The sequence below is a fragment of the Bacteroides faecis genome (assembly GCF_020091505.1).
In the GTDB taxonomy this organism is placed as follows: Bacteria; Bacteroidota; Bacteroidia; order Bacteroidales; family Bacteroidaceae; genus Bacteroides; species Bacteroides faecis.
The window spans coordinates 5,885,614-5,899,174 of the sequence record NZ_CP081916.1 but is presented as its reverse complement, the minus strand read 5'-3'; the positions used below and the strand labels follow the sequence as shown (position 1 = coordinate 5,899,174).

Sequence of the window (13,561 nt, the reverse complement as noted above, 5' to 3'; positions counted from 1 at the left end):
AAAAAAGAAAAACATTCTCCTACTATTTTCTATCAAAAATCATAAGACAATCCATAAAAGGCAATTGATTTCAAGTCATGTATCAAAAAAACGTCGTATATTTGCATCTGTTGAAGAAAAAAGGAGAGTAAATGGACTTTGAAGGAGAATATACCATACGGACGGCTTCCAACCAGCAGACATACGAGCCGAATACCGTATATCCGGACGCAGTGCTAAATATAGCCCGCGAATCGGCTTCCGTGTTCCAACTGAAGCGGAAATGGGAAAAAACTCCTCCGATGCTGAATCTGACCCCTGATTTTCAACGGGGACTGGTATGGAAGACCAAACAGAAAAGCGAGCTGATAGAATCCATACTGATGGGTATTCCTCTACCTCTGATTTATGTGAAGGAAGATGAGAAGGGAGTGTATCTTATTGTAGACGGCAAGCAGCGTCTGAGCACCTTGTTCAGTTTTATCAACAATGAATTTGCCTTGGACAAACTCACTATCCTAAAGGACAAGAACGGTTCCCGATTCGCAGATTTGACTCCGTTGGAGCAGAATAAAATAGAGGACTGTTCGCTTACCTTGCATGTGATTAAGGCACCTACCAGTGACCGGGTTACCTTTGACTTGTTTGACCGGGTGAACCGTGGCGGGACGCGGCTTAACAATCAAGAGATGCGCAATGCGCTCTATCAGGGCAATGCCACGAAACTGATCAACCGGCTGGCCAAGAAAGAGGTATTCGTTGAAGCTACAGAAGGTTCCATTCCAGACAACCATATGAAAGACAGGTATCTGGTACTCCGTTTTACGGCTTTTTATTTGTGGCAGCAGCATATCACCATAGACCCGGACACCCATGAGCCTCTGGATTACCGAAGCAATGTAGAGGATTTTTTGGGGAAAACGATGCGTTTTCTCAATCAGCTGGAGCCGGAAAACGGTTTGTTTAAAGAACTGGATAGCCGGTTTACACGTGCCATGGAGCTTGCCATACAACTGCTTCCGTCAGGCGGCTTCAGGCTGCCTTCGTTACCCGGCAAGAAACGGCCGATAAACATGGCTTTCTTTGAGAGTTTCAGTTATCTTCTGTCAAGATTGAACGGAGAAGGGGAACAATTCCATCGTCAGGTTCAGGATACTTATATGCAATTAATGTGCAATGATGCCTATCTGGATTCTCTCACACGCTCCGTGGATAGCGGAAAGCAGACCTATAAGCGTTATGAAATTATCAACCGACTTATTCATGAACTGAATTTATGCTAAACAATCTGACTGTCAACAATTATAAATGCCTGGTGGAATGTTCGTTGGAATTAAAACCTCTGAACCTGTTCGCAGGTCCGAATTCATCGGGAAAATCTACCGCCCTGCAAGCCTTGCTGATTGCTTCGGATAACGTGACGGAGCAAAAAGGCAAACACGGTCTGAAGAACCGGAGAACAGAAGCGTCGAATTTCAATGATGTAAGGAACTTTGTGACCAATGCCAAGTCATACGAAATCTGTATTTCGTATCATGGAGAAGATCCGACCCGGCTTTGTTTTACTCCGGGCGATGACTCATTCCAAACCACTTTTGTGGAACAATCGGCTGACGCATCTCCGAACCTGCTGGGAGTTCTCGGAAGCGAGAACCTGCTGTACCTGCCTGCCACACGCCCCGGTGGGGCATATATGCATCCCGTTAATCCCGATTCGGAAAACAAGCTGGGGCGTAACGGGGAATTTGTGATAGACTATTACGCCAAGCACCGTCTGGATACGCTGGATGCCGCATTGATCCTGGCTCCCGGCACTCAAACCCTGGAAGGTCAGGTGAATTATCAACTGGACAGGCTGACCGGTTACCGGCTGGTGGTGGAAACAGTAGGAAGCAATCATTACGTAAAATATGAAACGCGCAGCGGCAAACAGCTTCTCCCTTACCATGTCGGTACCGGAGTAAGCTTTATGACGGAAGTCATCATAGCTTGTTTCGCGACCCCGAAAGGCGGCATGGTGATTACGGAGAATCCAGAAATCCATCTGCACCCCAAGGCACAAGCCGACCTGATTGATTTCATGGCAAAGATAGCGAAAGCCGGTGTGCAAATCATCATAGAGAGCCATAGCGACCACCTGTTTAACGGTATCCGGCGCCTGATCAGTCAGGAAAAGTTGGCCTTGTCTGACGTTGCCGTGTACAACTTCAGACAAGACGGGAATGGATTGACCCATGCCGAACCTGTGGAATTTACCCCACAGGGAGGAATCCAATCCTATATTCCCGGCATGTTTGAGCAGTTTGATATTGATTTGGATGCCATTTTAAAGCTATAAGACTCTATGGACGGTATCATTATCAATGAATTGTCATTGAACGGACAGTTTTTGGACAGCCGGGATTTCTGGAAAAACGGAATGCCTCCGTTTCACAAGGCATTGCAGGATGCCCTTTCACATGGAGTGGGATATCTGTTCAAACAAGGAAGTTTTTTTGCTGCGCAAGCCACTCCCGACAAGACTTTACACGATTTGCTGACAGCACCGGAAACCCGTATCATCGATGAAGCCAGGCTGTATAAAAGTACATTGGCACGTGCCATCTGTAATCCGTTTTGGGATGAAGCTCCCCAACAGGATTCCAATGCCCAATATTCAGTAGGTGAAACCGATGTATCCGGCAGTTCAGTTGCCGAAGCAGCAGCCCGCTCGGTTTGTCTTCTATCATTTATTAGATCCAGGTATGAGAAGCATCTGGTTGCCGTAACCAAAGATGAAGAACCAATCGAGGTTGGTAATATCTGGAAAGAGAAGCAATTGTACTCTATCTTGTTTGAAAGGGGTGAACTATCTCTCGAAAAGTATATTACCATTCGTTTCAGTGGAGGCAAGCTTGATTTCAGCCTTATTGATGACACGCTGGGTTTTTCCCTTATTGACGGCGAGAATCAGAACGAATTTATTGATTCATTCCATAAATTTGAGGAGTTGGACTGGAGTGCCATTGCTACAGATAATGGATTGGATTATAAACCGTATAACAAGAACAAGAAAAGCAAGCGCTATTTTTCGGATGACCTATGGAAGAAAGGCATTAAAAAGTTCAGAATCACTCAGCGGAACAGGTGTTTCGGCTATGTGGAGAATGGTGTTTTTTATGTGTTGAGGTTTGATTTGGACCATGAGCTAAGCGATGTTGGATAATGTTTATAGCCCCTTGGCCTTATTTTTATAAAAATAGAAAGCTGTGCAAATTTATAAGATTGGCATCTTGCTTATCTCCATATACTTTCAGTCGGAAATTCAAGAATTACAAATCCTAATACTTATAACCGGCGGATTTATAATCCGCCGGGACGGGTCTTGTAACTTAACAATAAAGGTAGTGTTCCAATAATTAATATGTAATACATTTGTTTTGATACTACCTGCTATTGTACTAAAAAATTAAGAATACTCCCAATATGCAACAAAAAGATTTTCAATATTTTCATTTTCTATTTTACCATATACATATATACTTCCACTCATAAATTCTGAGATGCCTCTCATTCCAATTTCGTTGATTTGAAAAATGAAATCATATCCATCTTTTGTTACTTTTCCATCATTATCCAATCCCCATTGTATTGGTATAGCTTTTCCTCCAAATTTGATAACATTATTTTTTTCTGGCCCATCTCTGTCTTCTCCTATTTCATATAAGGAATAAATATCATCAATTTCGGGATGTTTAAATTTAGTACAATTACTCTGTTCGCTTATTTCATGTTCAATTAGTAATACTTTGCAATTAGGATATGAATTGTATTCTAAGGAAGTATCAAAATCTGGAGTAAAAATAGAGTATTGTCTTTCTTTATTTAATGGGCTTTGCAGGGTTAAGTAGAAATAATATTTTTCCATATTAGGGAAAGAAATATTATCTAATATTTTAGGAGCATTACCCCCAACCCAACTATTACAGTTTTCTTTATATTCACATATATCATAATATAAAGCGTCTTCTCTAGTCTTTAATATCTTTTTTATGTTCATAACTATTTTATGATTTACATGTTATTAAATTATTTGCTTTAGCATGTGCTATTGCATCCTGTCTGAGTTTCTCGACTAATGCGGTTGCTTTTTCTTTCGCAGTTTTTCTATCCATGCCATCAGCTATTAACCCTTCCATTATTCCTCTACGTGTTAAAGCTGCATTTTTGTTTATATTTTCTAGTGCAGATTGTCCTTTCAAGTTTTTACCTTTCATCCCATATCTATTTTGAAGAGCGGTAATTCTATTGTGTATACCCTTTTCTCTTAATGCAATAGAAGGGTTTTCTTTAGAAATTAAATCAACTCCTCTATTTTTACTTGTGGGAAGTTTATTGTTCTGTTCAAGCCATGCGTGTTGAAGGAGTTCGTGTGCTGTTAAATTGTCACCAATATTCGCCCTACTGCTAATATTGCCATAAGTATCGATGTCAAATTCTTTGGCTACAAGTCCAAAAATATCAATACAAAGATTGACATTTTTGACATAGCTATAAAATCTTTCACCTGCACTTAGTCCAATAGGGTCTTGACTTATATAATTACCAATTTCTGGTTCGTAGTACCTAAAGCGGTTGTAGCATAATTTAGTTTCTTTATCCACATACTGCCCTTGATAGCGGAAAGGACAATCAAATTCTGTTCCCTTATCAATGGCAAGCACTTTTCCATAGATATCCAGTGTACAGTCCCATGTCTTGTTTCCTTGTTCGTCGTACATTTGGATGGGGGTACCCAAGTAGTCGGACACAATGGAATATTGTTTACCTTCTTGTATCTTAGCTGTAGGAACAAAAGTTCCTTCTTCAAATACCCAAGTGGTAATGTTTTCAATCGGCTCTTTCTGAAAGGATTCTCCTTTTTCATCTGGTTGTATTTCTGTAGTTTTGTATCTCCATTCATGTATAGGCACGTTTCCATCCCATATCCAACGTGTGACCTTCCCGAAGTATTGCTTTGCCGTGCGGCGCCCCAACGCATCATACCGGAATTCCACCGGCCTTCCGTCCGGACGTATGACCTTCTTCAGCATGCCGTTGGAAGCCCATTCGTAAAGCCATCCCGTTCCCGTTGCCAGAAAATGGATACCCCGTTCCTTCTCCATACGTTTGCGGTCGAACCTTACACCCGTTTCCTGCAAATGCTTGAACTCTCTGAAAATGAGGTTCCCCTCATCATCGTAGTGATAGAAACAATCCGGGTCTTCCAAAAGTTTTCCCCCGGCACCGTATTTGCGGTCTTTCTTATCCGGTGTCTCAAAGAGGTTACCCACGAAGTCCGGCACACGGTAAATCACATCCGTTTCCGAACCTTGGGTGGTTTCCTGCCGGATAAGGAAGTCGAAACGGTCATAGTCGTAGCGAATGACCGTTCCCGTCAGCTCGTTTTCCTTGGAGAGCAGGCGGTTGGCGATTCCCCATTGGTAGCGGTAAGCCCCTTTCTCTATGCCGCCTGACCGTACCGACTTGCGTATCTCCCTGCCGAAACAGTCGCGTTCCGTCTTGACAGTCACACCGCCGGAGAAACTTCGCTGCACCTCCAGCCCGGTATTGTCACGTACCCAGGATGCCTGCCAGCTTTCACCTGCCTGCATGGTCTGCAGGTTGCCTTCCCGGTCATAGGTATGGCGGATGTCCGCTCCCAGACTGCTGGTGATGCGGGTGCAGTTGCCTTCGCTGTCATAGGTGCGGCTGACAGTGTATTCTCCCTGCCTTTCCTCTGTAACCAGTCCCGTCTTCCTGTCACGGGTGAACTCCAGCAGGTTCTCGCTGTTCTTCGCCTTGACGAGCATGCCGTCCTTGTCATACGTGTAGAGGGAGACTTCCCCGTCATACTGTTCCTCCTTCAGGATATTGTCCAGTCCATCATACTGGTATTCCGTCCATTTTCCTCCGGGACGGTTCACACGGGTGACACGACCCGCCCCGTCGCGCTCGTACTCACGCCGCAGACCGTCGAAGCCGGTTTCCGCAACGACCTGTCCCAGCCCGTCCAGCTCGAAGAAATAGTTGTCGCCCGCCTCGTTGCCGATGCGCCGGAGCTGCAACTCGCTGTTGTAGCCGAAGGTGATGTGGTGCCGTTCCTGCTCGCGGCTTTTCAGTACCCCCAGTGCCCCATAGGTGAACCTGACCTCGCGGATGTTGTCGCTGGCATGTACCATGTTCCCCATGGCATCGTACTCAAACCGGTGCACGTTGCCGTCCGGCTCTTCCAGCCGTATCAGGTTGTCCGCACGGTCGTAGGCATAACGGGTAACATTGCCTTTCACATCCACCGCCTGTACAAGCCTTCCCCTGCCGTCGTACTCCCACCGGCGGAACAGTCCGTTGGGGAACTGCATCAGTTCCAGATCGTACCTGTCGTTGAACGTGAGCGTGTAAACCCGTCCCTGCCCGTCCGTTATGGTGCGCAGCACGCCTCCCTCGTAGGCATATTTCACAGTCTCTCCGCCCGGTGTGGTCCGGCTGACGACCCGATCCTGTCCGTCATAGTCCCATGAAAGCCTTTTTCCACCCGGAGTGTAGAGCGAGACGAGGTTGCGATTGCCGTCGTAGTCCAGGAAGGTGTCCTCCCCGTTCTCGTCCGTAATCCGGACCGGCTGGCCGAACTCGTTGTAGGCAGTCTTACGGGTATAGCCTTCGGGATTGACCGTGACCTCCAACTCCTGAAAGCTGTTGTATTGGTGACGGGTAATTCCTCCGTTGGCATCCACTATCTTGTAGATGAGTTTGTCCTCACCGTAATAATATTCGGTTTCGGCATTTTCCCCGTTACGAATATGGGTATATCCCTTGCCGTAACGGATGAAATATTCCATCACGCCTCCATCGCCCCATGTATGCACACAGCGGGCATTCTCACCCTTACCCTCGTATTCCCAATGGAAGGACATACCCCCTTGGTTGGTAAGCTGTACCAGCAGGTGTCCGCCGGAATAGACGAAATGTTTGCTGACATCCAGCGCGTCAATGGTTTCCACCATGTCGCCCCGGTCATCGTAACGGTAGCGGACCAGCTTCACCTCCTCACCGTCCTGATTTACGGAAACGCAGAGCACCCGCCCCGACTCGTCGGTTTCCACTTTCAGGAATTCTCCCCGTGAGGATATGATTCCTGCCAGCCTTCCCCCCGAAGCGTATTCGAAGCGGAGCCGGAATCCGTCCTTCGTGGAAATGCCCGATACCATGCGGTAACCGGAGCGGTTTTCAGGACCGTCAAAACGGTATTGCAACCCCCGGATGTCCGTAAGCAGGTAACCCCGGCCATCGAGTGTCCAAGACAACTGTTCCTTGCGGTCAAAATAGGAATCTCCGGGTTTCAGTACGGGCAGGAAAGACTCCCGTCCGTCAGCATGGCGGAATGCGAACGCCCCTTCCTCCAGCTGCCGTATTCCCAGATTGTAGCTGTGGTGCCAGTTGTATCCCAACGGACCGTCCACGGCGGCATCACTGTAATAGGTACGTTCCCATACGACGGGAATCGGCCCCGGAAGCTCAAAGTCCACATTGGTGTGATAGACCCTGCCCGTAGCAGCGTCCACCGGCTCGCCGAAAGTCTTGCACTTGATGGGCTGGAGAATGTCCGCCAGCCTGTTCATGCCTTTTTTCCTCAGCCTGTCGATTAGGTTTTGGAAGCGGTCGCCTATCTTCTTCCACATCTTGCCCAAGCCTTTCAGTCCGAACTTCATCGCCAGCGCAAATACATCAATGGTAGGCGGTCCTCCCACAAGCACGGGATTTCCTACGGATGTGATGGTGGAGAGCATGGAAGTGGGGGCAAGCAGGGCCTTGCTCACCTTCCTGGGCTTCCCCTTGCGGGGAATCGTCGGTATTCCCACAATGTTGCATGAGAGTGCCGGATGTGTGAGGGAGGAACAGGGCGCACCGTCCGCCAGGACAGTGGAACTGCCCATCCACATCTCGGACTCGGACATACCGCTGACCAACGGGGCCGGATGCAATACAAATGCCGGCAGATGCACGATGCCGATACCTGCCTGCGCAATCCACTGGTTATGCACCTTGACCGACGGAGCCATGCTCTTGAGGATGTTGCACGCCACTCCGGCCACTCCATCAGCCGCAGGCGGCATGGCAGCCGCCATGCCGGCCATGAGGTCTGCCATGAGGTCGTACACCTTGCCTACATGAGGCACAGGCATGATGGGAGAGGGAGGGGTAACGGTAGGATGCATGTCTATCCCGATGGACAGGTCGCCGAACTTGGCGACAGGCATACCCGGCATGGAAGGAAGGATTCCGCCCAGACCCGCCTGAATCTCGTCCAAAGCCGCCTTGGAGGCTGAAAAAAGGTCGGCAAAGCCCCGTCTGACGCTGCTGCTACCGGCGGCGTCAGCTATATTCTTGAACACATCTGACATGGTGAGAATTTTTTAGAATGTGAAAAAGAGACAACCGGGTGTTCCAACCGGCACACTCCGGCTGTCCCTGTAAGGACTTACCTATGCATCCTGTGCATAGTCGCTGTTCCAGTCGTTCTCGTCATCCCCTTTTGTACCTTCCAACTTGATGACAAAACTCTTTGCCGGGAAATAAGGAGTCAGGTGAATGTCGAGGAAAATACGGTCTTTCTGCTTCGGATCGCGCTCGAAACGAAGAATCTTGAATTTCTCAATCAAGCGTCCGGGACCCTGTATGCTATCCAAAAACTTGCTGATCTGACCACGCAAATCCCTTTCCGCCTTGCTGTTCCAGTTCTCAAAGGCACGGCGGTTGAGGAAATCCATCAGCACTTTCGTTACCCAATCGAACACACGGACTACGGAATAGGTCTGCAATCCCAAGTTGTCCCCGTTGAACAATGTCTTGGCAGAGAAAGCCATCACCTTGCCGTATTCCTTCACCATCGGAATCAGGCCAATCTTCTCGATTTCGGAAATCTCGCTTTTTTTCAGGTTGAAAGCAACCCCGTCCACCTCGCTCATGGAACCATACTTCTTACCGGCGGTAACCTGTGCCATTACCGTCTTGTACACACTGCCGGCCAATGCCGCAGAAGGAGGAATCAGCAAGTCTTCGGTTTCGCCCAGTTCCGCATAGCGTCCCCGTCCTACCAGATAGTTGCAGGTCATACATACGTTGGACTTGTACACATCGCCTCCCGAAAGATTGGAATCAAAGAACATTTCAATGACATCATCCGGTTTTTCCAGATCAGCGAAATCCGTGTAAATCATCACCTTGTTGTCATGCGCAATCTTTGCCCATTTTTCAACAACCTTGTTGGAACCCAAATATCCCGGGATAACCAGCAGGGAATAGTTGGTACGCAAGTCCAAACGGTCATAATTCGCACGAAGCTCGTTAGCAATGGCATCGATAAAGAAGGAGTTGTCCAAATCGGTAAGCTGGCTCATCGAAGCGTTCACAATGGAGATATTCTTGATCTTGTCGGAATCCGTATTCTTGTAGAAGAGCATGACCGTGCGGTAGGACTTCTCCAACTGCCTGACCTCTTCCACCGCTTTCAGCTGGTTCTGGGATAGCAGACCGGACACCGCCGCAGACTTCTTCTGGCACAGTTCCACCATCTCGCTGATGGATTTGTTGCCTTTCAACATATCGACCCACATCTCAAGCCGTTTTTCCAGTTCCTTGCGCTCAGCCGCCCGTTCGGGGTCGGAAAGGAATATGTTCCGCCGTGCCTTGCGCTCCGGATTCATGTTCTGTATGCCGTCCACGGAAGATTCCAAGACATTGAAACCGCCAAACTTAGCCAGAATCTGCAATTCAGCGTTCAGATTTCTGGACTGCGCCACAGCCTGTTGCTGCTGTACGGCTGCTTCTCTTTGTGTATTCTGTTCGCTCATAACTATCATTCATTAGTGGGGTTAGACTTCTCATTGTTCTTCAAATCGTCCAAAATGGCAGAAATCGCATTGACAAACGCTCCACGTGTCTCCGGATTTTCCAGCACCCGTTGCAGCACCTTGTTGGAACGCAACGACTTCTCCATCCTGTCCGCAAACTGCTTTTCCGCATTCAGGCCGGACAAGAATGAACTCTGTTCCGTCATTTTCCTGACAGAAAAATCACCGACATTGTGGAAACGGAAATTTTCCTCTACGGGAGCACCGTCCGCATCCGCGAACTCGATATCTATTTCCGGCCGGAAATGTGCAAAGACTTCGTCAATGTTGGTCAGACCGGCAACCACTTCGGGAGCCACCGGCTCATCCTTCGTCAGCTGTTCCACCAATAAGGTTCGATTTTGTGGAATTTCCGCAATACCTTCGGAAGCGTCAATCTTCACTTCGTTTCCGCCGATTCCATAATTACCAAGATCCATACTTATTCAATTTTAAATTTAAAATATATATTAATTAAATCTCGCTCAACTGAAAAAACTTCCCCTTCTTCTGGCCTTCGCCTGCTGCATATCCGGATTGTCCACCAGTTCCTTCCAATCCTCCCCAATCCATTCGCAGAGCTGCCGTTCCAATATCCCGACATCAATCGGAGCACGAACCAGCCTTCCTGTATGAAGAGCCAGATACGCCGCATAAACGAACGTGGAACTCCGCCTGATTTCGGCAGAAAGGTAGCTGCCTCCTGCCAGGGCAAGCAAAAAATATTCGAAAGCCTGTTCCATCTTTCCATCCTCATAGCGCAGGAAACCACACATGCGATAGCCTTCCATGACATAATAAGGGTCCTTTTGCATGACGGCTTTTTTAGCCATCATGTCATACAAGGCAACCGCTTCCTCCCGTTTTTTCCCGGCTGTCAGAATGGCCGCTTTCATGGAAACAGCCATTTTCCAATAACTATATCCTGCCGTTTCACCGCCCTGCATCGCCTTTTCCGCCTCCCGGACGGTTTCGTCGCTGTATTTCATGCTATGCTTATATTCCCTGATAGCATAACATGCCTCGGATGCGATAAGCAGAGCGGAAATCCGGATATTCGTATCCTTTATTTCCTGTGCAATATCCAACAGTTTTCGGATTTCTCTGTCCAATAATTTCCAATCCTGCTTTTGTGTAGAATCCATGACAACCGTAACCTGCTGCTTGAACCGATTTTCAGGTGCAATCAGGTCGTTACCGCTATCCGACCGTGCCATCCGGTTATGCAAAGCCGCCGCCATATCGAACTGCGGGCGTATGCAAACCACTTCCCGAGACTCACCCAGCCGGATACTCCTGTTCTTTTTCAAGTCAATGGTTGTCATCCGGATTCCCTGCGGGACACCTTCTTTCAGCACATTGCCGAACCATCCTGTCCGGGAATACCCCCTTTCCTGTTCCGGAGGAAAGTACAGACAGAAAAAGGCATCATCCAACCGGGAGATACATGCCTTGAAACGCAACATCTCTCTCCACAAGTTGCCCGCCGTATGCTCAACCGACACATCAGGAATGTATTCTTCCTTCAGCAGCCCGTCGTGCCTCAGAGCCCTGAGAATATCATACTTCTCCTCAACCTTTTCTGAAAACCAACCCGCATATTCCTGCCAGAGCTGTTCAGTGTATTCCTCGTCATCCCCCCTGTACGGCGTATCAAAACGAAAGAATATGTCATCGAACTGCCCTACCGGAGAACGTTCTATTTCCAGAAACCTGTCCACCAAGTCCACATCATTCTGCCCGACAATCCATACAGACAGTTTCCAGTCCCTGTTGCCGACTATGTCCGCCCAGTAATCGACTGCTTTGTAATATTCCTGTATCACAGATGCAGATGCTCCCATAGCCAACCGAATTATGAGTTAAACTTTACTATTCCTCCCGAAACCGTTACGTTTCCCTTTCCCTCTATCATCAGATTTACACCGTTGACCGTTCCGTTCTTTGCAGCAACATCGTAATCCTTTGCCGCCTCCTGTTTGATATTGGTACCGCTGCTGCTAATTATACTCTTTTCGCTGCTGAGCACCATACATTCGTTGCCGGACAGCAATGTTACACTTTTCCTGCCTTCGAGAGCAATGGTATCGGCCTGCAAGCCTATCGACTTATCATCCATTACGATGACCGATTCCGCCTCGTTGGTAAGGGTAATGCTTCTTTTCGCCATGACGGTAATGGCATCCGTGCCATCCAATATGATCAGCTGTTTTCCCGTCTGGTCGGTAATAACGATGCTTCCCGTCTCATCGTCGAAAACGATGGCATTGCCGCTGCGTGTGATAATGCTCTTGACCTTGTTGTCCTTGTCCCCTCCTTTACCTGAACCGGAATGGAACACCGATCCCGTAACATAGGGGCGGTCCGGGTTGCCATGCTCGTAGCTTACCATAACCTGATCGCCGACTTCCGGAACAAATACCCATCCGCGATTCTTGGAAACCGCACCACTTACTCCCGCATTAGGAGTCTGCACCCTGATCCAATTGGTTGTCTTGCCGTTTTTCTGCCAGTCGAAAGCCACTTTCACACGTCCCTGTCCCTTGTCGTCGTTGTTTTCCTTCACCGTAGCCAGTTCCGGCAACGCCAACGGTCGCTTCACATCGGGAACAGGAATATGTACCGTACCGTCCGGCACACCGACAAAACTATTGGAGTAATGTCCGTCACGGCGTACCTCATGCTCAATCCCGACAATACGGAACTTGCCTAAAGGAGGCAGTTTCATCCTGTCAGGGAAAGAAACATCGATGATTTCACCAATCCTTATCCGGCAAGTCTTTCCTATGCCTTTGATGTTCAGAAGATTGGCACCAGACGCATTCTTTACAATCCTCATCTGTTCGTCCAGTTCCGCCTTGTCCGTTACATGGGGGTCGGCAGCCGAGGTCGTTTTTGCAGTATATGCCTTCTCAGAGCAGCTGTGTGCAATAGACTGAAGGTCGTTCATGCCATCCGGTTTGGCAGGCGTATCCGCATTATGCTGTTTGTTCTCCTGCGCTACATAATCGTATCTTGCGGATTTACCCGGTACCAGATTGGCAACCAGACGTACCTCCTCCAAATCCATGTCATAAACAATCTTCTCCGTATTGTCCCTGTCAGGCTTGCCGAAATACACTTTCGTCCCGTCATAATAGAACCACTCCCCATAAAGAGCCGAAAGGCGATTCATAAAGTCAAAGACACTCTCGTTATACTGCGCCATGTAGGGTATGGGCGCCGCATACTTGGGATTGGAAACCAAATTGACCTTTCCATACTCCTGCGTCACCTCCTTTATTATGGTAGAGAGGGACTGATCCATCCAAGAATCGAGTGTCCTGTTGTTCTCATACAGTATCGTAGGGCTTGTTCCGTGAATGGCCACTCCGCCTGTCTCGCCCATGCTTCCAACCATTTCCACTTGAGTGATGATTCCCTCGAAGTCATAACTTTCACCCGTCTGCCTATGGACAAATGAAATGCTGGCTGTCTCCCCGATGTAGCCGATGAATTTTTCCGGGGTCTGTTGGAACGTATTGTTAGGCGACAGATAATTCACCACCACAGTGAAGGTGTGATGCCGGTTGAAACCCTGACGGAGATGCAGTGAAACGAATTTCTGTTCTTCTCCTTTCACGGTTACTTTAGTAGCCACCAAATTCAGAAAACTTGCTCCCATACTATCTTAA

General features: G+C 48.1%; 9 protein-coding genes. 3 read left to right on the top strand and 6 right to left on the bottom strand.

Going from position 1 to position 13,561, the window contains the following annotated elements; all coding sequences use genetic code 11:
- Positions 1-131: 131 nt before the first annotated feature.
- From K6V30_RS23565 to K6V30_RS23555, 3 genes are read left to right on the top strand one after another with little or no spacing between them, the layout of a single operon-like run.
- A complete protein-coding gene (locus K6V30_RS23565) occupies positions 132-1,262 on the top strand; it encodes a DUF262 domain-containing protein (protein WP_005858581.1) in 1,131 nt (376 codons plus the stop codon).
- The gene (locus K6V30_RS23560; RefSeq protein ID WP_005858583.1) at positions 1,256-2,317 is read left to right on the top strand and encodes an AAA family ATPase; all 1,062 of its coding nucleotides are present in this window, start codon (positions 1,256-1,258) and stop codon (positions 2,315-2,317) included. Before K6V30_RS23565 ends, K6V30_RS23560 begins: the two co-directional genes overlap by 7 nt.
- A 6-nt stretch (positions 2,318-2,323) precedes the next feature.
- On the top strand, positions 2,324-3,184 hold the full coding sequence (locus tag K6V30_RS23555) for a hypothetical protein (RefSeq protein WP_005858585.1): 861 nt from the start codon (positions 2,324-2,326) through the stop codon (positions 3,182-3,184).
- A gap of 243 nt (positions 3,185-3,427) precedes the next feature.
- On the opposite strand, the gene K6V30_RS23550 is transcribed toward K6V30_RS23555, so the two are convergent.
- The 6 genes from K6V30_RS23550 to K6V30_RS23525 all read right to left on the bottom strand — a co-directional run bounded on the left by K6V30_RS23550 (position 3,428) and on the right by K6V30_RS23525 (position 13,551).
- Positions 3,428-4,018: a hypothetical protein gene (locus tag K6V30_RS23550; RefSeq protein ID WP_005858587.1), complete on the bottom strand. Its 591-nt coding sequence runs from the start codon at positions 4,016-4,018 to the stop codon at positions 3,428-3,430.
- A gap of 7 nt (positions 4,019-4,025) precedes the next feature.
- Positions 4,026-8,399, bottom strand: coding sequence for a DUF6531 domain-containing protein (locus tag K6V30_RS23545; RefSeq protein ID WP_224207214.1), 4,374 nt, complete (start codon positions 8,397-8,399; stop codon positions 4,026-4,028).
- Positions 8,400-8,480: 81 nt separating this feature from the next.
- Positions 8,481-9,857 (bottom strand): DUF5458 family protein, encoded by a 1,377-nt coding sequence (locus tag K6V30_RS23540; RefSeq protein WP_004288713.1) that lies wholly within the window; start codon positions 9,855-9,857, stop codon positions 8,481-8,483.
- A complete protein-coding gene (locus K6V30_RS23535; RefSeq protein ID WP_005802596.1) occupies positions 9,854-10,327 on the bottom strand; it encodes a hypothetical protein in 474 nt (157 codons plus the stop codon). Before K6V30_RS23535 ends, K6V30_RS23540 begins: the two co-directional genes overlap by 4 nt.
- A 45-nt stretch (positions 10,328-10,372) precedes the next feature.
- Positions 10,373-11,731 (bottom strand): hypothetical protein, encoded by a 1,359-nt coding sequence (locus tag K6V30_RS23530; protein WP_005858595.1) that lies wholly within the window; start codon positions 11,729-11,731, stop codon positions 10,373-10,375.
- Between the two features lie 11 nt (positions 11,732-11,742).
- Complete coding sequence (locus K6V30_RS23525; protein ID WP_005858597.1) at positions 11,743-13,551, bottom strand: type VI secretion system Vgr family protein; 1,809 nt, start codon at positions 13,549-13,551, stop codon at positions 11,743-11,745.
- Positions 13,552-13,561 lie beyond the last annotated feature (10 nt).

Bases quoted from the DNA above. Each gene is read 5' to 3' on its own strand.
- K6V30_RS23565 (WP_005858581.1), top strand. From the start codon at position 132: ATGGACTTTGAAGGAGAATATACCATACGGACGGCTTCCAACCAGCAG.
- K6V30_RS23560 (WP_005858583.1), top strand. From the start codon at position 1,256: ATGCTAAACAATCTGACTGTCAACAATTATAAATGCCTGGTGGAATGT.
- K6V30_RS23555 (WP_005858585.1), top strand. From the start codon at position 2,324: ATGGACGGTATCATTATCAATGAATTGTCATTGAACGGACAGTTTTTG.
- K6V30_RS23550 (WP_005858587.1), bottom strand. From the start codon at position 4,018: ATGAACATAAAAAAGATATTAAAGACTAGAGAAGACGCTTTATATTAT.
- K6V30_RS23545 (WP_224207214.1), bottom strand. From the start codon at position 8,399: ATGTCAGATGTGTTCAAGAATATAGCTGACGCCGCCGGTAGCAGCAGC.
- K6V30_RS23540 (WP_004288713.1), bottom strand. From the start codon at position 9,857: ATGATAGTTATGAGCGAACAGAATACACAAAGAGAAGCAGCCGTACAG.
- K6V30_RS23535 (WP_005802596.1), bottom strand. From the start codon at position 10,327: ATGGATCTTGGTAATTATGGAATCGGCGGAAACGAAGTGAAGATTGAC.
- K6V30_RS23530 (WP_005858595.1), bottom strand. From the start codon at position 11,731: ATGGGAGCATCTGCATCTGTGATACAGGAATATTACAAAGCAGTCGAT.
- K6V30_RS23525 (WP_005858597.1), bottom strand. From the start codon at position 13,551: ATGGGAGCAAGTTTTCTGAATTTGGTGGCTACTAAAGTAACCGTGAAA.